The sequence below is a fragment of the Mesorhizobium sp. CNPSo 4670 genome (assembly GCF_057784235.1).
Genome location: NZ_JBWJFQ010000021.1, coordinates 90,318 through 114,886 on the forward strand (window position 1 = coordinate 90,318; position 24,569 = coordinate 114,886).

General features: G+C 64.0%; 21 protein-coding genes. 4 read left to right on the plus strand and 17 right to left on the minus strand.

Annotated features, from left to right (window positions below; all coding sequences use genetic code 11):
* Nucleotide 1: 1 nt before the first annotated feature.
* The 5 genes from AC0ZT5_RS28120 to AC0ZT5_RS28140 form a co-directional block, all read right to left on the minus strand.
* Nucleotides 2-1,081, minus strand: coding sequence for an imelysin family protein (locus tag AC0ZT5_RS28120; protein WP_488499078.1), 1,080 nt, complete (start codon nt 1,079-1,081; stop codon nt 2-4).
* Entirely contained in the window at nt 1,081-2,682 is a 1,602-nt protein-coding gene (locus AC0ZT5_RS28125) for a di-heme oxidoreductase family protein (RefSeq protein WP_488499079.1), read from the minus strand. Before AC0ZT5_RS28125 ends, AC0ZT5_RS28120 begins: the two co-directional genes overlap by 1 nt.
* 12 nt (nt 2,683-2,694) lie before the next feature.
* Nucleotides 2,695-3,180, minus strand: a complete 486-nt coding sequence (gene bfr, locus AC0ZT5_RS28130) for a bacterioferritin (RefSeq protein WP_095082450.1) — start codon at nt 3,178-3,180, stop codon at nt 2,695-2,697.
* Nucleotides 3,146-3,457: a (2Fe-2S)-binding protein gene (locus AC0ZT5_RS28135; protein WP_488499080.1), complete on the minus strand. Its 312-nt coding sequence runs from the start codon at nt 3,455-3,457 to the stop codon at nt 3,146-3,148. The genes bfr and AC0ZT5_RS28135 overlap by 35 nt, the downstream gene beginning before the upstream one ends.
* Before the next feature lie 113 nt (nt 3,458-3,570).
* Nucleotides 3,571-4,863 carry an imelysin family protein gene (locus AC0ZT5_RS28140; protein ID WP_488499106.1) on the minus strand — a complete coding sequence of 431 codons (1,293 nt, stop codon included), beginning with the start codon at nt 4,861-4,863 and terminating at the stop codon, nt 3,571-3,573.
* Between the two features lie 439 nt (nt 4,864-5,302).
* On the opposite strand from AC0ZT5_RS28140, the gene AC0ZT5_RS28145 reads away from it, so the two are divergent.
* The gene (locus AC0ZT5_RS28145) at nt 5,303-6,556 is read left to right on the plus strand and encodes an NAD(P)/FAD-dependent oxidoreductase (RefSeq protein WP_488499081.1); all 1,254 of its coding nucleotides are present in this window, start codon (nt 5,303-5,305) and stop codon (nt 6,554-6,556) included.
* 30 nt (nt 6,557-6,586) lie between these two features.
* Here the strand turns inward: AC0ZT5_RS28145 and AC0ZT5_RS28150 are convergent, their stop codons facing one another.
* On the minus strand, nt 6,587-7,864 hold the full coding sequence (locus AC0ZT5_RS28150) for a 4-aminobutyrate--2-oxoglutarate transaminase (RefSeq protein WP_488499082.1): 1,278 nt from the start codon (nt 7,862-7,864) through the stop codon (nt 6,587-6,589).
* 239 nt (nt 7,865-8,103) lie between these two features.
* On the opposite strand from AC0ZT5_RS28150, the gene AC0ZT5_RS28155 reads away from it, so the two are divergent.
* The 3 genes from AC0ZT5_RS28155 to AC0ZT5_RS28165 are packed head-to-tail and all read left to right on the plus strand — an operon-like array spanning nt 8,104 to nt 13,411.
* Nucleotides 8,104-9,237, plus strand: a complete 1,134-nt coding sequence (locus AC0ZT5_RS28155) for an efflux RND transporter periplasmic adaptor subunit (protein WP_488499083.1) — start codon at nt 8,104-8,106, stop codon at nt 9,235-9,237.
* On the plus strand, nt 9,234-10,310 hold the full coding sequence (locus AC0ZT5_RS28160; RefSeq protein ID WP_488499084.1) for an efflux RND transporter periplasmic adaptor subunit: 1,077 nt from the start codon (nt 9,234-9,236) through the stop codon (nt 10,308-10,310). Before AC0ZT5_RS28155 ends, AC0ZT5_RS28160 begins: the two co-directional genes overlap by 4 nt.
* Nucleotides 10,310-13,411: an efflux RND transporter permease subunit gene (locus AC0ZT5_RS28165; RefSeq protein ID WP_488499085.1), complete on the plus strand. Its 3,102-nt coding sequence runs from the start codon at nt 10,310-10,312 to the stop codon at nt 13,409-13,411. The genes AC0ZT5_RS28160 and AC0ZT5_RS28165 overlap by 1 nt, the downstream gene beginning before the upstream one ends.
* Nucleotides 13,412-13,443: 32 nt before the next feature.
* On the opposite strand, the gene AC0ZT5_RS28170 is transcribed toward AC0ZT5_RS28165, so the two are convergent.
* The 11 genes from AC0ZT5_RS28170 to AC0ZT5_RS28220 form a co-directional block, all read right to left on the minus strand.
* Entirely contained in the window at nt 13,444-14,190 is a 747-nt protein-coding gene (locus AC0ZT5_RS28170; RefSeq protein WP_488499086.1) for an ABC transporter ATP-binding protein, read from the minus strand.
* A complete protein-coding gene (locus AC0ZT5_RS28175) occupies nt 14,187-15,020 on the minus strand; it encodes an ABC transporter ATP-binding protein (RefSeq protein WP_095082464.1) in 834 nt (277 codons plus the stop codon). The genes AC0ZT5_RS28170 and AC0ZT5_RS28175 overlap by 4 nt, the downstream gene beginning before the upstream one ends.
* Entirely contained in the window at nt 15,017-15,937 is a 921-nt protein-coding gene (gene nikC, locus AC0ZT5_RS28180; protein WP_488499087.1) for a nickel transporter permease, read from the minus strand. Before nikC ends, AC0ZT5_RS28175 begins: the two co-directional genes overlap by 4 nt.
* The gene (locus AC0ZT5_RS28185; RefSeq protein WP_488499088.1) at nt 15,934-16,995 is read right to left on the minus strand and encodes an ABC transporter permease; all 1,062 of its coding nucleotides are present in this window, start codon (nt 16,993-16,995) and stop codon (nt 15,934-15,936) included. Before AC0ZT5_RS28185 ends, nikC begins: the two co-directional genes overlap by 4 nt.
* Before the next feature lie 17 nt (nt 16,996-17,012).
* Nucleotides 17,013-18,656, minus strand: a complete 1,644-nt coding sequence (locus AC0ZT5_RS28190; RefSeq protein ID WP_488499089.1) for an ABC transporter substrate-binding protein — start codon at nt 18,654-18,656, stop codon at nt 17,013-17,015.
* Nucleotides 18,657-18,909: 253 nt separating this feature from the next.
* Nucleotides 18,910-20,169 (minus strand): lytic murein transglycosylase, encoded by a 1,260-nt coding sequence (locus AC0ZT5_RS28195; protein WP_488499090.1) that lies wholly within the window; start codon nt 20,167-20,169, stop codon nt 18,910-18,912.
* A 29-nt stretch (nt 20,170-20,198) separates the two neighbouring features.
* Nucleotides 20,199-20,804: a recombination mediator RecR gene (recR, locus tag AC0ZT5_RS28200; protein WP_488499091.1), complete on the minus strand. Its 606-nt coding sequence runs from the start codon at nt 20,802-20,804 to the stop codon at nt 20,199-20,201.
* An 89-nt stretch (nt 20,805-20,893) separates the two neighbouring features.
* Nucleotides 20,894-21,820, minus strand: coding sequence for a cell wall hydrolase (locus AC0ZT5_RS28205; protein ID WP_488499092.1), 927 nt, complete (start codon nt 21,818-21,820; stop codon nt 20,894-20,896).
* A gap of 131 nt (nt 21,821-21,951) precedes the next feature.
* Entirely contained in the window at nt 21,952-22,359 is a 408-nt protein-coding gene (locus AC0ZT5_RS28210) for a hypothetical protein (protein WP_488499093.1), read from the minus strand.
* Between the two features lie 20 nt (nt 22,360-22,379).
* Nucleotides 22,380-22,703, minus strand: coding sequence for a YbaB/EbfC family nucleoid-associated protein (locus tag AC0ZT5_RS28215; RefSeq protein WP_488499094.1), 324 nt, complete (start codon nt 22,701-22,703; stop codon nt 22,380-22,382).
* Nucleotides 22,704-22,733: 30 nt separating this feature from the next.
* A complete protein-coding gene (locus tag AC0ZT5_RS28220) occupies nt 22,734-24,536 on the minus strand; it encodes a DNA polymerase III subunit gamma/tau (protein WP_488499095.1) in 1,803 nt (600 codons plus the stop codon).
* Nucleotides 24,537-24,569 lie beyond the last annotated feature (33 nt).

Genomic DNA, 24,569 nt, shown 5'->3' on the forward strand with positions numbered 1-24,569 from the left:
CTCAGTCTCCGTCGAGCGACGAGAAGCCGGCGGTCAGGCCGAATTCGGCGGTCAGCCTGGTGCCGATCAAGGTCGACAGGCTGGAGGTGATCAGCGCGAAATGATCGAGCTTTTCGCGCAACGCCGGATCGGCAAGCGCCTTGTCGATCGGACCGCTGACCGCCTTGGCGGTGGCCACGCCATTGACCAGTTGGATATGGATCGATTCCGCCATCCAGCGCGCGTCCGGCGGGAGTGCGTCGCCAAGCTTCGAGGCCTGGAACAAATCGTCTATTCCCGACAGGTTGGCAGCCAGCGAATTGGTGGTGTTTTGCGACCGCCAGTAGATTGCTTGCCTCGGCTTGTCCGCATCCGGCTTGCCGCCGAAAAAGCCCTTCAGGCGCACATCGCGCACCATTTCCAGCTCATTGATCAAGACGCCGACCAGTTCGGTCACCGCTTCGTTGCCGTCGCGATAAAGCGCGTTCTGCGACCCCGGATTGGCCCAAAGTGCAGCAAAGCCGTCAGGCTTGTTCCAGGCGGCGCTGACCTCGCCGGCCATGGTTTCGATGTTGCCGGCAACCGCCGCGCCATAGGCACAGCGATAGGTGTCGCCCTTGCCCGCCAGTGCCTCGGCGCCATCGCCGTAAAGGACGAATTCCAGCGCGCCCAGCCCCTGCATGGCGACGCTCTTGCCGGCCAGCTGTGCCGCATCGGTTGCGGTCGGGTCCTTGTCGGACAGCGCCGCCTGAACCTGCTTCAGGCCGATGCTCTTGCGGTCCGGCCAGAACAGCATGCGCTCCAGCCGGTTGTTCTCCTTGATCGGCCCGAACCCGATGATCTCGGCTGACGACCAGGCATCGACCGTCGCCGAAAACTGGGCCCGCGCCGCATCGAGGTCTTCTTGAGAGGGCGCGGCGCAGAGCGTGTGCATCGACTTGGTCAACCGGCCGGCGTGGTCGTGCAGGCTGGCATAGGCCGGGCGGACAAAGCCGTCGATCGCCCGCTGGATGATTTCGGAGGCTTTCACAGCCGCCGACGCCGGGACGACGTTCAGCAGGGCCAGCGGCAGAACAAGAACCAGTGCAGAGCGCTTGAGCATCACAGTGACTCCAGGAATTTGAGCAGCGCATCACGGTCGGCCGCGCTGGCGGCGGCAAATCGGTCGCGCGCCTTCTGCGCCTCGCCACCGTGCCACAGGATCGCCTCGGTCAGGCTGCGCGCGCGCCCGTCATGCAGGAATAAGGAATTGCCGTTGACCGTTTCGGTGAGACCAATGCCCCATAGTGGCGGGGTGCGCCACTCATTGCCCGTCGCCTCGCCCACGGCCTGGCTGTCGGCCAGATCAGGCCCCATGTCGTGCAGCAGGAAGTCGGAGTACGGCCAGATCAACTGGAAGGCCTGCGCCTTGTTCGGCGTATCGCGACGGGTGACGAATTTCGGCGTGTGACAGGAAATGCAGCCTGTCTCGTAGAAGATTCTCTTGCCGGCGAGCACTTGCTGCGTGTCGAGGTGGCGGCGTGCCGGCACCGCCAGGTTCTGCGAATAGAAGGTGACGAGATCCATCACCGGCGCCGGCGCCTCGACCGGGCCAAGGCGCTGCTGCACGCCATTCGGCATGGCGAGGCATTTTTCCTGTGCGGTGGTACAGTCGCCCCAATGTTTCGGCTCTTCCGTCGTCGAGATGCCGATGTCGCCGGCAAACGCGTCCGCTGCCTGCTGGCGGATCGACGCGGTCTGCGCCTTCCAGCCGAAACGGCCAAGCGTCAGCTCTCCGCTCTGGCCGTTGCGCACGATGTTGGGCCTGCCGGAAATCCCGTCACCGTTCCGGTCGTCCGGGTCGGCATTGGCAAGAATATCGGCCGGCGCGATCTGCTCGATCAGGCCAAGGCCGATCATCGGCGGCGTCAGGCGCGGCGACAAGGTGGTGCGCGGATCAAGCGGCCCATATCCGGGATCGACGACCGAATAGCTGGGTTTGCGCAGCGAAATCACGGTGCCGTCCGCCAGCGCCACCTGACGTTCCTGATAGTCGACATGCATCCTGCCTTCGCCGCGCAGGCCTGGCACGGCCAGTTCCTGCAATTGCGCGCCGTAGACCGGGTCGGGAAAATTGAGCAGCCTGTGGTCGGCAAGTGCTGCCTTCTCTTCCGCGCTGCTCGCCTCGCGGGCTAGCCGCAGGAACATCGAGGTGCTGCCGACGTCGCCTTGCGGCGGACGGCCGCGGCCATCCTTCAGATGGCAATTCTGGCAGGCGCGTTCGTTGAACAGCGGACCGAGCCCGTCCGAAGCCTGCGTCGACGATGGCGACGACACCCAATTCTTGCGGAACAGGGCGTTGCCGACCTTGAAGGTGCCCTCTTCCTCGAAGGTGATGTTGGCCGAGGGTTGCGAGTAGGAATCGCGGCTGACGTCCTTCCTGGACGTGCCGGCGCCCCCTTGCATCCGTTCGAACTGCTCGGGCTTGGAAAAATCCGACGTCGGCCTGGTGATGGCGGTGACGCGCGCCTGATCCTTCGGATTGAGGTCGGTGCGCGTGGTGGCGAGGCCGGCTGGCACAAGGTCGCCCGCAATCGCCGAAGAGGTGAGCGCCACCGCAAGGATGACGCAGCGCCCGCGCGCCGATCCGGCTGGCGCTTTGTGACGGAGCGGCGAGCCATTGGCCCGCCGCAAGCGGCGCACGAATTCTAGCAGGCGCCGCATTCCCACATGTCCTTAGTCCGCCTCGTCCGCCGATGCGGCGTTGAGCTGGCCGTATTTTTCCTCGCCGATCGAAGCAAGCAGGTCGAGCTGCGTCTCGAGGAAGTCGATGTGACCTTCCTCGTCGGACAGCAATTCCTCAAACAGCTTCATCGACACGTAATCGCCCGCTTCCTCGCAGATCTCGCGCGAGCGCTTGTAGGCGGTACGCGCGTCATATTCGCCGGCAAGGTCGGATTCGAGCACTTCCTTGACGTTCTGCCCGATGCGCAACGGCGCCACGGACTGCAGGTTCGGATGGCCTTCAAGGAAGATGATGCGGGCCACGAGCCGGTCGGCATGGTGCATCTCCTCGATCGATTCCGCCCGCTCCTTCTTTGCCAGCTTGGCGTATCCCCAGTCCTCCAGCAGACGGAAATGCACCCAATACTGGTTGACGGCGCCCAGCTCCAGAAAAAGAGCCTCGTTAAGCCGCTCGATGATCTGCGGTTCGCCTTTCATGGATTCTGCTCCCATATTGGACGCGCAGGCCTCTGACGCGGTCCAGGTGTGAAACGATGTCGACGCCACTCGCCTCCGAGCGGGCGTGATAATTTTCGGTGACCCGAATGATCGTTTCGACCACATTTGGGAAGCAGCCGCAACAGCGGCCGCGCTTCTGCATGGTGTGATAGACCTTCGCCGGCACGATCAATTGCCAGGGATCCTGATCCAGCAGATCGATGATCGTCTGCTCGATTTCCCTCTCGGTGATGATGTTGCAATGGCAGATCAGCATTTGGCGGCTCGGATGGCTGACGGCGCCTTCCGCGCCGTGTGGCTTGATTTCTTACCATCGCCTATTCCGAAGCCGGTTGTCAGGCTTCGGATCAGGCCATGGCCCGTCGGCGGTTACTTGAACACCTTGTCCGGCGCGTCGAGACTGTCGGAACCCTCGAAGGCGATGGCATTGAGCTTCAGGGTGCCGACGGCGCGTTCGATCGACTTGGTCTGGTCGATCAGCGCGTCGATCGCGGCCTGCACGGTGGCGTTGCCTTCCGTGTTGCCCTCGGCGATCTGCTGGTCATAGGCCTCGCCGGCCAGGGCCCGCGCCTTGATCGCCTCCATCTTGGCAACGGTGAAATCGAGCTTGCCCGACAGTTCCTTGTCGATCGCCGGATCGGCCGCCTTCACCATATCGGCCACCGAAGGTCCCGAAACGACGGTGCCGTCGAGCCTGGTATAGCTGGCATGGTAGGCGGCGCGAATGCCAATGGCGTCGTAGAGATGGGAGTTGTAGGTGTTGTCGGAAAAGCAGTCATGCTCCTCTTCCGGATCGTGCAGCAGCAGGCCGAGCTTCATGCGTTCGCCGGCGAGTTCACCGTAAGACAGCGAGCCCATGCCGGTGAAGACGATCGAGATGGCGGTGTTCGGCTCGCCGTCGACGAGGTTTTTGCGGGCAGCACCGTCTTCCTTCCAGTCTTCGACCATCTTCTGCAGGTCGGAAACCAGAAGATCGCTGGCCGACTTCAGATATTGGGCGCGGCGATCGCAATTGCTGCCAGTGCAGTTCTTGAGGTCGTAGTCGGTATAGGGGCGCTCGCCGGCGCCCGGACCGGTGCCGTGCAGGTCCTGGCCCCAGAGCAGGAACTCGATGGCGTGATAGCCGGTGGCGACATTGGCCTCGATGCCGCCGGCCTGCTGCAGCGTGCCGGAGAGAAATTCCGGCGTCAGGTTCGTGGCATCGACCTTCTTGCCGTTGATCTCGATCTCCTTGTTGGCGATCACATTGGCCGTATAGAGCGAATTCGCATCCGATTCCGTGCCATAGCTCTTGGCGACATAGTCGATCAGCCCTTCGTCGAGCGGCCAGGAGTTCACCTCGCCTTCCCAATCGTCGACGATCTTGTTGCCGAACCGGTAGACTTCGGTCTGCTGGTAGGGAACGCGCGCTGCCTTCCAGGCGTCGCGGGCGGCGTTGAGGGTTTCCACCGATGGATTGGCAATCAGGGCGTCGACCGCCTTGTCGAGCGCCTGCGCGGTGGTCAGCGAATCCTCGTATTTGGCGAGCCCAATATCGGCATAGGTCTTGATGACCGCCTTCGCATCGGCTGCCGCCTTGGCCGGCAGCACGAACACCGCCGCCGTCAGCAGGGCGGTGGCGCCGATCGCGGCGAGCCTGCCGCCATACCGTGCCGTTATCATCGCTCTCATGACTGTCATCTCCTCAGGAATTCACTGAAATATGGGCGCGGCAACAGGCGGCCCGCACAAGTCGAGCAGGGCAACGCCATCCGGCAAAAAAATGGCCACGACAAGACGTGGTCTGCGGAAGAAAGACACCGAAATGCCTCCAATCGAAAGGGTTCAAGGCCCAGACATCAAAGGGATGCGCCATTGCGCGAGCCTCCATAAAGCTTCGACGCTGGTGGAAGTCAATGAAAATCTACAGGAAAAGCCAATTGAAACAATAGTTTAGAATTATTCTAAACTACGACAGTCAACTTTATGCCCGGGTCTTGCCGATGAACGGTGCGATTGACAGCCGCCATTCCGGGTGCGACCCGCAAAAGCTCTCTTGCGGCGGTGCCAGACAATTGCCACTTGGCGGGACATCCTAGAATTGACCCGGGATTGGAATGCGATGAAGAACGGTGTGGTCATTGTCGGCGCGGGTCATGCGGGCGTGCAAGCGGCCGCAAGTCTGCGCGAAGAGGGTTATGACGGACCGGTGATCCTCGTCAGTGACGAGAACGAATTGCCGTACCACAAGCCGCCGCTGTCGAAGACCTTCATCAAGGACGCCGAGGCCAAGCCGCAGCCGCTGCGCGGCGAGGCCTTCTACACCGGCAGCGCCATCGACTACCGGCCCGGCGTCAGGATCGAGCGTATCGACGCTCCCCGTCGTAGCCTGGACGTTGCCGGTGGTGGCGCGCTTGCCTTCGATCACCTGATCCTGGCGACCGGCTCGCGCCCGCGCACCCTGCCGCTGGCCGGTTCGGATCTTACCGGCGTGGTGTCGCTGCGCTCGCTGGCCGATGCGCGGCTGATCCGCGAGCTCAGCGCACAGAGCGACGATGTCGTCATCCTCGGCGGCGGTTTCATCGGTCTGGAGATCGCCGCCACATTGCGGGCGGCCGGCCGCACGGTGACGGTGGTCGAAGCGGTCGACCGGCTGCTCGGCCGCGCCGTGGCGCCGGTCGTAGCGAGCCATGTCCGCCAAAAGCTGGAAGCGATCGGTGTGCGCATCCTCACCGGCACCTCGATTGCAAGGCTCGAAGGCGAAAACGGCCATGTCTCGGCCGCGATCACCTCAACCGGTGAAAGGCTGCCGGCACGCATGGTCATCATCGGCATCGGCGCCGTGCCGAATGTCGAGCTGGCGCAGGAAGCCGGCCTGGCTGTCGCCAACGGCATCCGCGTCGATCACCAGATGCGCAGCTCGGTGCAGGGAATCCTCGCCATTGGCGACGCCGCCTCTTACCGGCACTGGTTCACAGGCGGCGACGTGCGGCTGGAATCGGTGCAGAACGCCACCGACCAGGCGCGGCTCGCCGCCCGCACCATTACCGGCCATGCGGACGCCTATTCGGCGGTGCCGTGGTTCTGGTCCGACATCGGCGACATGAAGCTGCAGATGGTCGGCCTGACCGCCGGCGGCGACAGCCATGTCGTGCTGGGCGACCTGCCCGACAACAAGTTCTCGATCTACCACTACGCCGGAGACCGGCTGCTCGGCATCGAATCGGTCAACCGGCCCGGCGACCACATGCTTGGCCGCAAAATGCTCGGCGCCGGCTTCTCGCCGACGCCGCAGACAATTGCGGCGGGCCCCGAAGGCTTGAAAGCGGCGCTGGCCGCTTTCCTTGAGGGTGAACCAGCCAGAGCGGCTGGATAATTCCGGCCCTTCAGGCCGACGCGCCGTCGATCAGGCAGCGCAGACTTCGCGGATCGAGCTTTCCAGAATGTCGAGCGCCTCGTTCATGACGCCGTCCTGGATGGTGATCGGCGCGAGGAAGCGGATGACGTTGCCATAGACGCCGCACGTCAGCAGGATCAGCCCCTTGTCGAGGGCCTTCAGCCTGATCGCATTGGCGATCTCGGCCGACGGCAGGCCTTTCTTGACGTCGTTGAACTCGACGGCGTTCATGAAACCGAGGCCTCTGATATCGACGATCTCGGGCACGTCGTCACGGATCGACTGCAGCCGCTGCTTCAGCCTTGCACCCAGCGTGTTGGCACGGTCGCAAAGCTTCTCCTCGTCGATCACGTCGAGAACGGCATGCGCGGCGGCGACACCGATCGGGCTGCCGCCATAGGTGCCGCCGAGCCCGCCGGGGCCGGGCGCATCCATGATCTCGGCACGGCCGGTGACCGCGGCCAACGGGAAGCCGCCGGCCAGGCTTTTCGCCATTGTGGTGATGTCGGCCGCCACCTCATGGTGATCCATGGCAAACATCTTGCCGGTGCGGGCAAAGCCGGTTTGCACTTCGTCAGCAATCAAAAGCATGCCGTGCTGGTCGCAGAGCTTGCGCAGCGCGGTCAGGAACTCACGCGGTGCGTCGTAGAAGCCGCCCTCGCCCTGCACCGGCTCGATGATGATGGCGGCGACGCGGGCCGGATCGACATCGGCCTTGAACAGCCGGTCGAGTGCGGCCAGCGAATCGGCGATCGACACGCCATGCAGCGGCACCGGGAACGGCGCGTGGTAGACGTCGCCCGGCATGGCGCCGAAGCCGACCTTGTAGGGCACCACCTTGCCGGTCAGCGCCATGCCCATGAAGGTGCGGCCGTGGAAGCCGCCGGCGAAGGCGATGACCGCCGGACGGCCGGTGGCGTTGCGGGCGATCTTGATGGCGTTCTCGACCGCCTCGGCGCCGGTGGTGACGAAGATCGTCTTCTTCTCGAACTTGCCGGGCAGCATGCCGTTCAGCCGTTCGGCCAAGCGCACATAGCTCTCATAGGGCACCACCTGGTGGCAGGTGTGGGTGAAGCGGTCGAGCTGCGCCTTGACCGCCTCGATCACCTTCGGATGGCGATGACCGGTGTTGACGACGGCGATGCCCGACGAGAAGTCGATGTAGCGGCGGCCCTCGACATCCCAGATCTCCGAGTTTTCAGCCCGGTCCGCGTAGATTTGCGTGGTCATGCCGACGCCGCGCGAGATGGACTGGTTCTTGCGTTCGGAAATGGCTGAATTCTTCATGGGATCCCTCATCGGGCCGGCGCCCGTTCTTGTTTGATGTCGCTGACACGTCTTCTGACCTTATTTCACGTTTTCCTCAAGTCGGCACCGTAAACAGGCGATTGGGCCTGCCGCCGGGCGCCGCCTTGACCAGTCGACCGATGCGCGTACGAGGGAGGTTCCCTTTTCATCGGGATCGATTATCTTTGGACGGCCCGCGAGCTCCGCGGTGGGAGCGTCCTACGCAGGCAGGGGAAGCCATGAGCAGGAACGCGAAATCGTCCGCCTTGCAACCATTGCTCCCAAGCCCTTTGCCGTACCGAAACACCTCAATCCTTGCCTTTGCGATGGCGAGCCTGCTGCTGGCCGGCTGCCAGAAGCAGGAGGCAGCCGAACACAGGCTGCCGGTGATGGTGCACACCGAGACAGTGGCGATCGCAGACTTTTCGCCAAGGACCTCGCTGACCGGCGTGATCGCGGCGCGCACGCTGAACAATCTGTCGTTCCGGGTGGGTGGCCGCGTCGTCGAGCGGCTGGTCGATGTCGGCCAGCATGTCGCTCAAGGTGCCGTGCTCGCCCGCATCGACCCGCATGAGCAGGAATCCGATTTGCGATCGGCACAGGCCGACCTTGACGCCGCGCAGGCACAGCTAGCCCAGTCCGCCGCCACCTTCGAGCGGCAGAAGACGCTGCTTGCCCAGGGTTTTACCACCAGGCGCGACTATGACGCCGCCGATCAGGCGCTGAAGGTGGCGCAAGGTAGTGTCGATGCCGCACGGAGCGCACTCACCAACGCCCAGCAGAACCTTTCCTACACCGAGCTCAAGGCGGGTGCCGCCGGCGTCATCACCGCCCGTCAGGTCGAAACCGGACAGGTGGTGCAGGCGGCGCAGACCGTCTTCACCGTCGCCGAGGACGGCGATCGCGACGCGGTGTTCAATGTCCAGGAAACATTGGTTGCCAAAACGGCGCCATCGCCGACGGTGACGATCACGCTGTTGTCCGACCCGCAGGTGAAGGCCGTGGGCAAGGTGCGCGAAGTCTCGCCAGCGGTGGATCCGGCTTCGGGCTCGATCCGGGTCAAGGTCGCCATTCCCGACACGCCCGCCGGCATGCCACTGGGCGCGGCTGTCATCGGCTCGGTCAGCGCCAGTCCGACGAAGGCTATCCTGTTGCCCTGGCAGGCGCTGACCTCCACTGCCGGCAAACCGGCTGTCTGGATCGTCGACCCCTCGACCAAGGCGGTTGTGACGGCGCCGGTCGAGGTGCTGGCATTCGAATCGGGCACGGTCGTCATCGCCAGCGGGCTGAACGCAGGCCAAAGCGTCGTTACGGCAGGCGGGCAGTTGCTCAGTCCCGGGCAAACGGTCGAGATATCGGGAGCGGGCCAATGAGAAGGCTGCCGCACCTCATGCTTGGCCTGTTTGCACTTGGCACGCTCGTGTCCTGCTCGAAGTCCGAGGAAAAGCCGCCCGAGATCATCCGGCCGGTGCTGTCGATAGTCATCGAGCCGCGCACCACCCAGACCTTCGGCTTTGCCGGCTCGGTCGAGCCGCAAGTCAGTGCCGACCTCGCCTTCCGCCTGCTTGGCCGGGTTGTGTCGCGCGACGTCAATGTCGGCGACATCGTCAGCAAGGGCACGACGATCGCCGCGCTCGACCCGACCGCGCTGGAGCTGGCCGTCCAGGCCGCCAAGGCGGAACTCTCCAATGCCGAGGCGCAATTCGCCAACGCCGCAGGCAGCGAGGAACGCCAGCGCCAGCTGCTTGCCGCCGCCAACACCACGCAGGCGGTCTTCGATGCCGCGCAGCAGGCGAGGAAAGCGGCGGAGGCCGGCGTCGAACGAGCCAAGGCCTCGCTTGCCAAATCGCAGGAGCAGCTTGGCTACGCCCGGCTGTTCTCGGATTTCGACGGCGTTGTCACCGCCACCGGCGCCGAGGTCGGCCAGACGGTCTCGCCTGGCCGGACGGTCGTCACGGTGGCGCGCTCGGACCTACGCGAGGCGGTGGTCGACATTCCCGACCAGTTGATCGGTGACCTCACGGCCGGCACGCCATTCCAGGTCATCCTGCAGTCGCTGCCGGCGATCCAGACTGAGGCCAAGCTGCGCGAGATCGCGCCTCAGGCCGAAGGCTCGACCCGCACGCGGCGCGTGCGGCTGACGCTCACCGATCCGCCGCAAGCCTTCCGAATCGGCTCGACAGTGACAGCGACCCGCGTGACCAAGGTTGCGCCGACGATAGAATTGCCCATGTCGGCACTGCTTGAGAAGGACGGCGTCGACAGGGTGTGGATCGTCGATCCGCAGACATCGAGCGTTAACGCCAAAGATATCAAGGTCGCCGCCAAGGGCGCCGCGACCTTCACCGTCGCCGGAGGCCTGGAAGCCGGTATGCGCGTCGTCACCGCCGGCGTCCACAGCCTGAGCGAAGGCCAAAAGGTCAAAGTGCCGGAGGGCGGCGTCTGATGAAGGGCTTCAATCTCTCCGACTGGGCGCTCAGCCACCGCTCCATGGTCTGGTACTTCATGCTGGTCTTCGTGGTGGCCGGCATCTTCTCCTACCTCAATCTCGGTCGTGAGGAAGACCCCAACTTCACCATCAAGACGATGATCATCCAGGCAAACTGGCCGGGCGCGTCGGTCAAGGAGACCGGGCAGCAGGTGACCGACCGCATAGAGAAGAAGCTCGAGGAGCTCGACAGCCTCGACTTCACCAGATCCGTCACCACCGCCGGCCAGACCGTCATCTTCGTCAACCTGAAGGACACCACCAAGGCGCGCGATGTCGCGCCGAACTGGATTCAGGTGCGCAACATGGTCAACGACATCCGGACGCAGTTTCCGCAAGGCGTGCAGGGGCCGTTCTTCAACGACCGCTTTGGCGATGTCTTCGGAAACATCTACGCCTTCACGTCGGACGGGCTGACGCCGCGCCAGCTGCGCGACTATGTCGAGGACGTCCGCACCAAAATCCTGACCGTGCCGAATGCCGGCAAGGTCGATCTCGTCGGCGCGCAGGACGAGGCGATCTATCTCGAATTCTCGACCCGCCAGATCGCCGCCCTTGGCCTCAACCAGCAAGCGATCATTGCCAGCCTGCAAGCGCAGAACGCGATCACGCCGTCCGGTGTCATCGAGTCCGGACCGGAGCGCATCAGCGTGCGCGTCGGTGGCCAGTTCACTTCCGAAGAGAGTCTGCGTGCCATCAATCTGCGCGTCAACGACCGCTTCTTCCGGCTGAGCGATGTGGCGACGATCACGCGCGGCTATGTCGATCCGCCGACGGCGCTGTTCCGCTTCAATGGCCAGGACGCTATCGCGCTCGCCATCGGCATGAAGCCCAACGCCAATCTGCTGCAGTTCGGCGAGGCGCTGCACACGGAGATGAACAGGGTGCTGGCCGACCTGCCGGTCGGCGTCGGTGTGCATCTGGTCGCGGACCAGCCGGTCATCGTCGAGGAGGCCGTCTCGGGCTTCACGCGCGCGCTGTTCGAGGCGGTCGCCATCGTGCTCGCGGTGTCCTTCATCAGCCTCGGCATGCGCGCCGGCTTCGTCGTGGCGCTGTCGATCCCGCTGGTGCTGGCCATCACCTTCACGGTCATGGCCTATCTCGGCATCTCGCTGCAGCGCATTTCGCTGGGGGCGCTGATCATTGCGCTCGGCCTCCTGGTCGACGACGCGATGATCGCGGTCGAGATGATGGTGGCGCGGCTTGAAGTCGGCGACAATCTGCGCAAAGCAGCGACTTACGTCTACACATCGACTGCCTTCCCAATGCTGACCGGTACGCTGGTGACGGTCGCCGGCTTTATCCCGATCGGCCTCAACAACAGCGCCGCCGGCGAATACACTTTCACCCTGTTCGTCGTCATCGCGGTATCGCTTCTGGTATCATGGATCGTGGCCGTGCTGTTTGCGCCGCTGCTCGGCGTCACAATTCTTCCGGCGACGATGAAGACGAAGCACCACGACCGGCCGGGCCGCTTCACGTCACTGTTCCGGCGCGTGCTACTCGGCTCTGTGCGGCATCACTGGCTGACCATCATCGCCACAGTGTTGTTGTTTGCCGGCTCGATAGCCGGCTTCGGCCTCGTCCAGCAGCAGTTCTTTCCGCCTTCCGATCGGCCGGAGCTGATCGTCGACTGGAACCTGCCGCAGAACTCGTCGATCACCGAGACGCGCGACCAGATCGAGCGTTTCGAAGGGCGCGCGCTGGCCGGCAACCCCGACATCGACCATTTCAGCTCCTATATCGGCCAGGGCGCGGTGCGCTTCCTGCTCGCCTTCGACGTGCAACCGGCCAATCCGTATTTCGGCCAGACCGTCATCGTCACCAAGAGCATCGAGGCGCGCAACCGGCTGAAGCCGCTCCTGGAGAAGCTGCTTCGCGAGGAGTTCGTCGGTACCGATGCCTTCGTCAAGCCGCTCGAGCTCGGGCCGCCGGTCGGCCGCCCGGTGCAGTACCGGGTCGGCGGTCCCGACATCCAGACGGTGCGCGGCCTGGCGCAGCAATTCGCCGGCCTCATCTCGACCAATCCGAAGCTTGCAGCGCCAACCTTCGACTGGAACGAGCCGCAGCGTGTGCTGAGGGTCGACGTGCTGCAGGACAAGGCGCGCCAGCTCGGCATCACCTCCTCCGATATCGCCAGCGAGCTGAACAGCACGGTCGGCGGCGCCACCATCACGCAGGTGCGCGACGCCACCTATCTGATCAACGTCGTGGCGCGCTCACGCGATGCCGAACGCGGCTCGATCAGGACGCTCCAGAACATGCAGCTGCCGACCGGCACCGGCGAGGCGATCCCGCTCGCGGCGGTGGCCAACTTCCGCTACGAGCTGGAGCAGCCGACGGTGTGGCGGCGTAACCGCATTCCGACGATCACCGTGCGCGCCGGATTGGTCGGCGACACGCTGCCGGCCACTGTGGTCAACGAACTGAAGCCAGCCGTCGATGCCTTCATCGCCAAGCTGCCGCCGGGCTATTCGGTCGAGACGGCAGGCTCGGTCGAGGAAAGCGCTAAAAGCCAGGGACCGATCGCCGCCGTCGTGCCGCTGATGCTGTTCGTCATGGCGACCATCCTGATGGTGCAGTTGCAGAGCTTCCAGCGCCTGTTCCTGGTCGTTGCTGTGGCGCCGCTCGGCCTGATCGGCGTGGTGGCCGCACTGGTGCCTAGCGGCGCGCCGCTCGGCTTCGTCGCCATCCTCGGCGTGCTGGCGCTGATCGGCATCCTGATCCGCAACTCGGTCATCCTGATCGTGCAGATCGAGGACCTCGTCAACGAAGGCAAGGACCGCTGGGCGGCGGTGATCGAGGCGACCGAGCACCGCATGCGGCCGATTGCGCTGACGGCAGCGGCCGCGAGTCTCGCGCTGATTCCGATCGCGCGTGAGGTGTTCTGGGGACCGATGGCCTATGCCATGATGGGCGGCATCATCGCCGGCACCGCGATCACGCTGTTGTTCCTGCCAGCGCTCTATGTGGCGTGGTTCAGGATCAAGGAGCCGAGGCGGGGGCTGGAAAGCGAAGGCGCGCACAGTGAAACGGTGCCGGAAGGTGGGGCAGCCTGAGGCAGAAATTTCGGTCGCGCCCGCGATAGAAACTACGCCCTCACAAACCCTTCGCTCGCCCTAAGCAGATTGCGGGTATAATCCTTCGTCACACGCCGCTCGACAAGGTCGTCCGCGCTCAGATTCTCCACCGCCTCGCCGCTTTGCATCACCATCAGCCGCTCGCACATATGGGTGATGATGGCGAGGTCGTGGCTGACCATCAGGAAGGTCAGCTTGCGCCGCCGGCGGACCTCTTCCAAAAGGTTGAGCACTTCCGCCTGCACCGAGGCATCGAGTGCCGAGGTCGGCTCGTCGAGCAGCAGGATCGACGGTTCGAGGATAAGCGCACGCGCGATCGCCACGCGCTGACGCTGGCCGCCCGACAATTGATGCGAGTAGCGGAAGCGAAAACCGTTACCGAGGCCAACCTCGTCGAGCGCCCGCTGGATGCGCTTTTCGCCGTCGGCAAAACCATGGATGGCAAGCGGTTCCTGCAGCAGGCGATCGACGGTCTGGCGCGGGTGCAGCGACCCGTACGGATCCTGGAAAACCATCTGCACTTCGCGGTAGAAGGCCTTGTCGCGGCGAGTACCAAGCTTCTTGTCATTGACGGTGATGCTGCCCGAAGCGACCGGCGCGAGGCCGGCGATGGCTCGCAGTAGCGTTGATTTGCCGGAGCCGGATTCGCCGACCAGGCCGAAGGATTCGCCCGGCTGCACATCGAGGCTGACGCCTTTCAGCGCGTGAAAGCGGTCGAAGATCACTCCCAGCCTGTCGACGGCAATCGCTGCTGTCATGCCGCCCACTCCGGCTTGCGGTCGAGCACCGGCAGCGGGTGACGGTCAGCGCCGATCTTGGGCATGCAGTTGAGCAGGCCGCGCGTATAGGGATGCTGGGCGCGGCCGAGTTCGGACGCCTTGAGCTGTTCGACCACCTTGCCGGCATACATGACGATGACGCGGTCGCAGAAGGACGAAACCAGGCGCAAATCGTGCGAGATAAAAATCAGCCCCATGCCGCGCTCGCTGACCAGCCGGTCGAGGATGCCGAGCACATCGAGCTGCACGGTGACGTCGAGCGCCGAGGTTGGCTCATCGGCGATCATCATTTCCGGTCCGGCGATCAGCATCATGGCGATCATGGCGCGCTGGCCCATGCCGCCGGACACTTCATGCGGATGCAGGTCGAAGACGCGGGCCGGGTCGCGGATCTGCACCGCTTCCAGCATCGCCAGGGCGCGGTCGCGCGCTTCGGCCTTGCCGACCTTTTCATGGGTGCGCAGCGTCTCGACGATCTGGCGGCCGATGCTCATCACGGGATCGAGCGAATATTTCGGATCCTGCAGGATCATGGCGATGCGTTTTCCGCGCAACGCACGGCGTTCGCGTGGCGAGACGCTGAGCAGATCGATGCCGTCGAAGGCAAGCTTGTTCGCCGATATACGGGCCTGCGGGGGCGTCAGCCCCATGATGGCGCGGCCGGTCTGCGATTTGCCGGAGCCGGACTCGCCGACAATGCCGAGCCGTTCGCGGCCGAGTGAGAAGGTGACGCCACGCACCGCCTCGACCAGCCCGGTGCGGGTCGGGAAAGTGACGCGCAGGTCCTCGACATCGAGAAGCGTGCTCATTGGTCACCACTGCGCGGATCGAGCGCGTCCCGAAGCCCATCGCCAAGCAGGTTGAAGCCAAGGCTGACGATCAGGATGGCGAAGCCCGGCGCACCGGCCACCCACCATTGGTCGAGCACGAAGCGGCGGCCCGACGCGATCATGGTGCCCCATTCAGGCAGCGGCGGCTGCGCGCCGAGGCCAAGGAAGCCGAGACCGGCGGCAGTCAGGATGATGCCGGCCATGTCGAGCGTCACCCGGACGATCAGCGAGGAGATGCAGAGCGGCATGATGTGGCGCAGCACGATGCGGAAAGGTGAGGCGCCCATCAATTGCACCGCCTTGATGTAATCGGAATTGCGAACTGTCAGCGTTTCGGCGCGGGCAATTCGAGCGTAAGGCGGCCAGGAGGTGATGGCGATGGCGAGCACCGCATTCTCGATGCCGGGGCCCAGGGCCGCCACGAAGGCCAGCGCCAGGATCAGCTTGGGGAAAGCGAGGAAGATGTCGGTGATGCGCATCAGGATGGCATCGGTCCAGCCGCCGGCATAGCCGGCGACGGTGCCGACCAAAAGGCCGATGGGTGCGGCGATAATGGCAACCAGGATGACCACGTAGAGCGTCCAGCGCGAGCCGTAGAGAATGCGCGAAAGGATATCGCGGCCAAGGTCGTCGGTGCCGAACCAGTGCTCGGCGCTCGGCGCCAGCAGGCGCGCGTTCTTCAGGTCGCCGAATGTCGGCGAATAGGGCGCCAGCACGCCGGCAAGGGCGGCAACGACCAGCAGGGCGATGATGATGAGCAGGCCGAGAAAGGCCAGCCGGTTGGCGGAAAAGCGCCGCCACGCGACATAGGCGCGGCCGAGCCTTGCCTGCATGCGCGACGCCGGCCGCTCGCTGAGCAGCCAGTCGCGACGGGTCTGGATGGCGTCGGCGCTCATGCGGACTTCGTCCTCGGATCGAGCACCCGGTAGAGCAGGTCGGAGAGAAGGTTGATAGCGATGAACACCGAGCCGATGACGATGGTGCCGCCAAGCACGGCGTTCATGTCGGCGTTCTGCAGCGAGTTGGTGATGTAGAGGCCGATGCCCGGCCAGGAGAACACGGTCTCGGTCAGCACCGAACCTTCGAGCAGCCCGGCATAGGAGAGCGCGATCACCGTCACCATCGGCACCGCGGCGTTGCGCAGAGCGTGGCCCCAGATGATGCGGGTTTCCGACAGGCCCTTGGCGCGCGCCGCGACGATGTATTCCTGGGCGAGTTCGTTGAGCATGAACGAGCGCGTCATGCGGCTGATATAGGCGAGCGAGAAGTAGCCGAGCAGCGAGGCCGGCAAGATGATGTGGCGGAAGGCATCATAGAAGACATCCCACTGCCGCTGCCACAGAGAATCCAGGAGATAGAAGCCGGTGATCGGGGTGAAGGTGTATTCGTAAACGACGTCGAGCCGGGCCGGGAAGGCGACCCATTGCAGCTTGGCGTAGAACAGCACCAACGCCAGCAGCCCGAGCCAGAAGATCGGCACGGAATAACCGATGAGGCCGATGATGCGCACGATCTGGTCGATGAGACTGCCGCGCCTGACCGCGGCCAGCACGCCAAGCGGCACGCCGAACAGCGCGCCGATCAGCGTTCCCAGCGTCGCCAGTTCCGTCGTTGCCGGGAGGGCGCGGCGAATATCGGTCATGACCGGATTGGTGGTCAGCACGGAAGTACCGAAATCACCATGCAGCGCGCTTTTCACATAGATGTAGAACTGCTCGACCAGCGGCAGGTCGAGGCCCATCTCGCGGCGCGTGCGCTCGACGACATTGGCCGGCGCCCGGTCGCCAAGCACCGCCAGCACTGGGTCGATCGGGATGACACGGCCGATGAAGAAGGTGACCGCGAGCAGACCAAGATAGGTCGTGATCGCGATGACCAGGAAACGGCCGAGCGATGATGCAAGGGCGACGGCGCGGGCGCTGCTGCGCCCGCCCTCGTTTTCAACCGCGCTCATGGGCGCGCCTGTCGGCATTATTCCTTGGAAACCGGCCCGACGAAGTTGCTGTCGAAGCTCGGGCCGAGTGCGAAGCCCTTGAGGTTCTTGCGCAGGCCAGCCACCTCCAGCTGCTGGTGGATAACGACGAAGGGGCTGGTGTCGAGGATCTTCTTCTCGAGATCCTTGTACATATCGGCGCGCTTGCCCGCATCCTTCTCCAGCAGCGCCGCTTCCGTCTCCTTGGTCAGGTCCGGAATGTCCCAGGCATTGCGCCAGGCCAGCGTATGGGACTTGCCTGCATCCGAATTGTCCGGGTTCGAGGCAAAGGTTTGGGCGTTGGAGTTCGGATCGAAATAGTCCTGGCCCCACTGGCCGATATAGATGTCGTGGTTGCGGGCGCGGTACTTGGTCAGCGTCTGCTTGCCGTCGCCCGGAATGATCTCCAGCTTGATGCCGGCCTGGCCGAGCGTCTGCTGGATCGATTCCGCCATGCCGGTCGTCGGCTGACCAGTGCGCACGTCCATGGTTACGCTGAAGCCGTCGGGCAGACCGGCCTTGGCCAGCAGTTCCTTGGCCTTGGCGACATCGAGCTTGAACGGATTCTCGTCCAGTTCACCCAGGACCCCCTTGGGCAGGAAGGTCTGGTGGATCTCTCCGATGCCCTTAAGGATGGTCGAGCCCAAGGCATCATAGTCGACAAGATACTTGAACGCCTGGCGCACCTCGGGTTTGGCGAGGTTCGGGTTCTTCTGGTTGAGGCTGATGTAATAGACCGTGCCCTTCGGTGCACTGGTGGTGGTCAAATCGGCGTTCTTGGCGATGGCGTCGAGATCGTTCGGCTCGAGGTTGCGGGCAACGTCGATGTCGCCTGCTTCGAGCGCCAGGCGCTGGGCCGAGCTTTCCTTCATGTTGCGGTAGATGACGCGGGCCAGCTTGGCCTTTTCGCCGTAATAATTGTCGTTGCGTTCCATGACGACGGCTTCGTTTGCCCGCCATTCGCGCAACTTGAAAGCGCCCGAGCCGGCATAGCCGGTCTTCAGCCAGGCATTGCCGAAGTCATTGTCCCATTTGTAGTCAGCGGTGGGTGCTGCCGTGACGACATGTTCTTTGACCAGCTTGGCATCGACCACGGAAGCGACGGTTGCGGACAGGCAGTTCAGCACGAAGCTCGGCGCGTACGCCTTGTCGACGGTGAACTGGAAGGTGGTGTCGTCGACGGCCTTGGCTTTGTCGGTGACGTTGTCGCCGCTGATGCCGAACTGACCGATGATGAAGGCCGGGCTCTTGTCCAGCTTGACGGCGCGCTCGAACGAATAGGCGACATCGGCCGCGGTGATCGGATTGCCCGAGGCAAATTTCAGACCGGGCTTGAGCTTGAACGTGTAGGTCAGGCCGTCGTCGGAAACGGTCCAGCTTTCGGCGAGGTCGCCCTTGACCTTGGAGGTGTCGCTGAGGTCGAGACGGACGAGCAGATCATAGGTGTTGCCAGTGACCTCGGCGGTCGACAGCTCGAACGCCTCGCCTGGATCCATGGAAATGATGTCGTCGATCGCGAAACCTTCGACCAGGGTGTCGGCAGGGGTGACCGCGCCCGCTGGCGCGCCGGCCAGAAGCAGCGCGGACATGGCGGCACCCGCGAGCAGGATGCGCGAGCGTAGAGCAAACTTTTCCATCATCATTGTGATTGTTCCCTGTTTTGTTGACCTGAGTTCCCGGCTCAGGATTGCAGTATTCTTTTCGGGGCCGACAATGGCCCTCTGCCCACTTACCGTCGTGGTTTTTGTCCAATTGGTCAACACCATATCCGGCGGTATTCTGGCCGGCAACGAGCATTTGCACGACAGCGTATTGGACCAGAATGGGCTGGGGTCAGTCGATGCGCACGCCGGCTAATTGATGCCGCCAATCCGGAAAAATCTGCTAATTTCGCAGCTACTTCAGCGTCGCGACCAGATTGGCATCGGGAAAACAGGTGGCGGCCCGGCCGTTCTTGGCCTGCCACTTGCCGATCGAGCGGCGGGTCTTGAAGCCGGGCAGCCCGTCGGCGCTGCCGACATCATAGCCCTTGGCCTCCAGCGCCCGCTGCAAGGCGGCGATATCCGACCGGTAGAGCCCGCCGACCGCGCCCCAGCTGCCGGCAAAATTGCTGTCGCCATGGGCGATGCGATCGGCGCCGTGGCCGATGAACAGTGCGTAGAGGTCGCTGGTGTTGTATTCCTTCAGCACATAGAAATTGGGGGTGGCGATGAAGGCCGGCCCGCTGCGCCCGGCCGGCATCAGCAGGAAGCCTTCGGCTTTCAGCTCGCTCGCCGGAAACGGCTTTCCGCCAACGCGCTTGATGCCCATGTCAGCCCATTGCGAAATTGTCTTGCCCTGGTCCGGACCTTCCAGTGAACAGGAGACCGTATCCGGGACGGTCACCTCAAAACCCCAGCCTCGCCCCCTCACCCAGCCATAATGGACGAGGTAGTTGGCAATCGAGGCCAGCACGTCGGGCGTCGAGTTCCATATGTCGACACGGCCGTCGCCGTCGAAATCGACGGCGTGCTTCAGGAACGAAGTCGGCATGAATTGCGGCTGGCCGAGCGCGCCGGCCCATGATGATTTCATCGCGCCGACCGGGGCCAGTCCGCGCTCGACGATTTCCAGCGCGGCCAAAAGCTCCGTGCGAAAGAATTCCTTCTTGGTCGACATGAACGCCTTGGTGCCCAGCACCTCGAAGGCATCGTAGGGCATTTTCGCCGCGCCGAAGCCGGTTTCACGGCCCCAGATCGCCAGCAGCACTTCGCCCGGCACGCCATAGCGCTTTTCGATGGCAGCCAACGTGCGGGCATTGGTCGCTTCGCGCGCCCGGCCGCCGGCCGTCACCGCACCAATGGTCTTCTCGGCGAAATAGGCGCCGGGCGAGCCGAACTCGGCCTGATGCTGTTTCTGCGGCGTGGCCGCCTTTTCGCCCGGCTTGACCAGGTCGGGCAGCTTGAGATTGGGCTTGATGCCATCGAACGCGGCATCGAAGGTTTTTTTGGAAATGCCTTTCGCCTTGGCTTGCGGCCACAAGTCGTTCTGCAGCCAGGCGCGGAATTGATCGTCGATTTTTGCCGCGGAAGCGGGGGCGGGGGCACCCAGCGCAATAAGGATTGCGAGGAAAAGCGTAATGGCCAGTTCATAGGGGGCGCGAAGGAATGCAGTCATCTCAGGAGCATCCTTCTCCGCCAATTGCGTCAAAACGCCGTCCGCGAGCGAAGTGCGGCAGCCAGCGTGCCCTCGTCGAGGTAATCGAGCTCGCCGCCGACCGGCACGCCATGCGCAAGGCGTGTCACCTTGATGTCGAAGCCGGACAGTTGGTCGGTGAGGTAATGCGCGGTGGTCTGGCCCTCGACCGTCGCGTTGACGGCGAGGATGATCTCCTTGACCTCGCCGCCGGCGACGCGGTCAATCAGCGAGCGGATGTTGAGCTGGTCGGGGCCGATACCGTCGAGCGGCGACAGCGTGCCGCTGAGCACGTGGTAGCGCACATTCATCGCTGCTGCCCGCTCCAGCGCCCACAGGTCGGAAACGTCCTCGACGACGATGATGGTGCCGGCGTCACGACGCGGATCGGTGCAGATCATGCAGGGGTCCGACGTATCGACATTGCCGCAGGTCGAGCAGATGCGCACCTTGTCGGCAGCCTCGGCCATGGCGGCGGCGAGCGGCGACAACAGCTGCTCCTTCTTCTTGATCAGATGCAGTGCCGCACGCCTGGCCGAACGGGGCCCCAGCCCCGGCACCTTGGCCAGGAGCTGGATCAGGCGTTCGATCTCCGGACCGGCGATTCGCTTGGACATCGCTCTGATCTAGGATTTTTCAGTGCGTTTTGGAACATCCCCCGTCCGCATGACCCGCCATATTGTCCTGGCGGGCCATGGAGTACGGATCAGTTGACCTCGAGCGGACGGCTCTGGCTGGCGATCATTGCGCCGATGGCGTCAGTGTTCTCCGGCGTCGACTGGAATCCCATCGACGCCTCTTGCGGGGCGTTCGCAACCGAGGAAATGACCGGTTTGTTCAAGGTTCCGCCAAAACGGGCGGCATCCGGCTCTTCCATGGGCTCCTGCATAGCCACAACCGTCGGCTCCGCCGGGGCACGCGCGGGTTTCGCGGTTGGCACCGCCGCGGCGGCCACGTAGGTCTGTTGGGCAGGCGCGGATCGGACGGTTGCCGCCTTGGCCGGACGGACCGGCTCGGCGGAAGCAACGAGGATCACCGGTGCTGCCGGCTTCACGGGCGCCGCCGAGGCAATGGCGACCTGCGGCTCATCCGGCAGCGGCTGCCAATTGCGGCCACGTTTCTCGTAGAAGGCATTGCCACCGGCAACCATGGTGTAGTGCATGTTCTTGTAAGGGAAACGCAGCCCGGCGGTGTGGAAATACATCGTGTTCTTCAGCTTGGCCTTGCGCTCGCCCTTGAGCACGGCGTCGGCCGCTTCCTCGACATCGGGCATAGCCCGCGAATTCATCGGCCGGGTCATGACGCCGGGCGCGAACTGCCCGGGCTCGCCGACCACATCGCAGATGGTGCTGCCGTGGTTGCCAGAGCGCAGCCGGTTCATCACCACCGTGCCGACCGCGATCATGCCGTCACGGCTCGACCGGTTGGACTCGAAGAACATCGCCCGTTCCAGGCATTCCCTGTCCTTTGGCGTGTGACTGTAAGATCGGGAACTCAGGAAACTCGGCGTGATGGCGTCGGTCAGGCTGGCGACGGACATGCCGTGCGAGGTGGTCTGGCTGCAGGCAGACAAAAACAAGGGTGAAATGACGGCGCCGAGCAACAGCGGCGTCTTCCATCGCATGGAAATCAACAGGTAACCCTCACTTCGATGCCCGCCCCCAGGCTGCGGCAAGAATGAGACACTTTCAGGCAAAATGATGGCTAAAACGTTATTAGCGAGGCACTGTTGCCAAACTGGCACAGTTGCATGGCTTTATTCTGTCAACGCGCCGCAGCCATCGAGACCGGCTGACCAGGTTCGACCTCTTCGACTTTCTCCGAAAACAGTCCGCGCCTGAGGAACAGCGCCAGCGCGTCCCTGGCCGTCGGCGCGATCTTTCCCGGCCAGTCGCTTTCGATGAATTCGGCCTTGGTGAAGTCCGGATTTGTCTCGCAGGCCGCCTCCAGGAATTCGGCGATCTCGAGCACGATCGCCCGCTCGTCCTTCGACAGCGCCGATGTGCCGGCCTCGATCGACGGGCGATGCACGTAATCCTCGAACAGGTCGAAGTAGCCCTTGATGCCGACAAGATCGACGCCGGCGTCGCAATCGGCCAGGATTTCCAGGATCTCGTAGATCCTGCTCCTGACACGCTGCTCGATCAGTCTTTCGGAGGGCTCTTCGATCATGGGCGTAACGCCGTCGAACGTTAGAAGGGCAGTTTCATTCCTGGCGGGATCGGCAGGCCGGCGGTCAGCGCCTTGGTCTTCTCCTGCATGATCTGCTCAACCTTGGTCTTGGCGTCGTTGTGCGCGGCGAGCACCAGGTCCTCCAGGATCTCGACATCATCCTCCTTGAACAGGGACGGATCGATCCTCAGCGACTTCATCTCAAATTTTCCGGTCAGCGTCACGTTGACCAGGCCGCCGCCGGCCTGGCCAGATGCTTCCAGCGTGGCGATCTCGTCCTGCATGGCCTGGAACTTGGCCTGCATTTCCTTCGCCTTGCCCATCAAGCCGAGAAGATCTTTCATGGTCGCGTCCTTTGCGGATTCGTGCTGTGGTCAGGTTTCGTCGTCGTCCGCCGGGGGCTCGACCGGCACTTCGGCCTCGGTCGTATCGGCTTCCGGCGCGTCGGGAATGCGCACGTCGATGATCTTGGCGCCGGGGAAACGGGCCAGAATGGCGGCGACGGTGGGATCGCTCTTGGCATCGAGGAAGGCAGTCTCGCGCTTGGTCGATTCCATTTCGGCGAGCGTCTGGCCGCCCTCTTCCTTCGACAGCGAGACCAGCCAGCTGCGGCCGGTCCAGGCGCGCAGTTTCGTCGTCAGGTCGTTGAGCAGCATCTTGGGCGCATCAGCGGTCAGACCGACGTCGATGCGGCCGGGCTCGATGCGCACAAGACGGATACAGCTCTTGACCAGCACCTTGAAGGCGATGTCACGCTGCGCGTCGGCCAGGGCAATGATGTCGGCCAGCGATTTCAGCGGAACCTGCAGCGTCTCCGGCACCGGTTGCGGGGGCGCGACGAAAGCGGCAGGCGCGGGCGTGGCCTCGACCAACCGCATGGTCTGCGCGCCGCCTGGCCCGGACGGCATGCGGGTCTGTGCGACCGCGCTGGCGCCGCCACCATTGCCGGAACCCGTGGACGCGCCGTTGGGGCGCGACGCGCCATTTGGAACCGGCGCCGCGCCCTCGAGCGATCTCAAGGCCTCGTCCAGCGTCGGCAGGTCGGCGGCGTGCGCCAGCCGGATCAGCACCATCTCGGCGGCGCTCACCGGGCGGTTGGAGGACTGCACCTCGGGGATGCCCTTGAGCAGCATCTGCCATGTCCGCGACAGCACCCTGACCGACAGCGTCCTGGCGAAATCCGCGCCGCGTTGCCGCTCGTCCTGCGACAGCGCAGCGTCGTCGACGGCCGACGGCACGAAACGCAGCCGGGTGACGAGGTGGTTGAACTCGGCAAGATCGGTGAGCACGGCAGCCGGATCGGCGCCGGTGTCGTACTGAGCGCGGAATTCCCCGAGAGCGGCGGCCACATCGCCCTTCATCACATGTTCGAACAGGTCGACGATGCGGGCACGGTCGGCCAGCCCCAGCATCGCCCGCACCGCGTCGGCGCTGACCGAGCCCGCGCCATGGGCGATCGCCTGGTCGAGGATGGAGAGCGAATCACGGGCCGACCCTTCGGCTGCGCGTGCGATCATTGCCAGCGCGTCGTCGTCGACCGAAATGCCTTCCTTGGCCGAGATCGAGGAGAGGTGCGCGACCAGCGCGCCGGCATCGATACGCCTAAGGTCAAAGCGCTGGCAGCGCGACAGGACGGTGATCGGAACCTTGCGGATTTCGGTGGTGGCGAAGATGAATTTGACGTGCGGCGGCGGCTCTTCCAGCGTCTTCAGCAGGCCGTTGAAGGCCTGCGTGGAAAGCATGTGCACTTCGTCGATGATGTAGACCTTGTAGCGGGCCGAGACCGGCGCATAGCGCACGCGCTCGATGATGTCCCTGATGTCGTCGATGCCGGTGTGCGAGGCGGCATCCATCTCGATGACGTCGACATGGCGGCCTTCCATGATCGCCTGGCAGTGCTCACCCAGCACGGCAAGGTCGACCGAAGGTTGGTCTGTTGTCGGGGTTTTATAGTTCAGGGCCCGCGCGAGTATCCGCGCCGTCGTGGTCTTGCCGACACCGCGCACGCCGGTCAGCATCCAGGCCTGGGCAATGCGGCCGGTGGCAAAGGCGTTGGTGAGGGTACGCACCATCGGCTCCTGGCCGACCAGCTCGGAGAAGTTCGACGGACGGTACTTGCGCGCCAGCACCCGATAGGCAGCGGCCTTGTCCGTTCCCGAATTTCCGGCTTCGCTCATTCGCCCGTAAAGCTCCAAAGGGCCGCGCCCGAA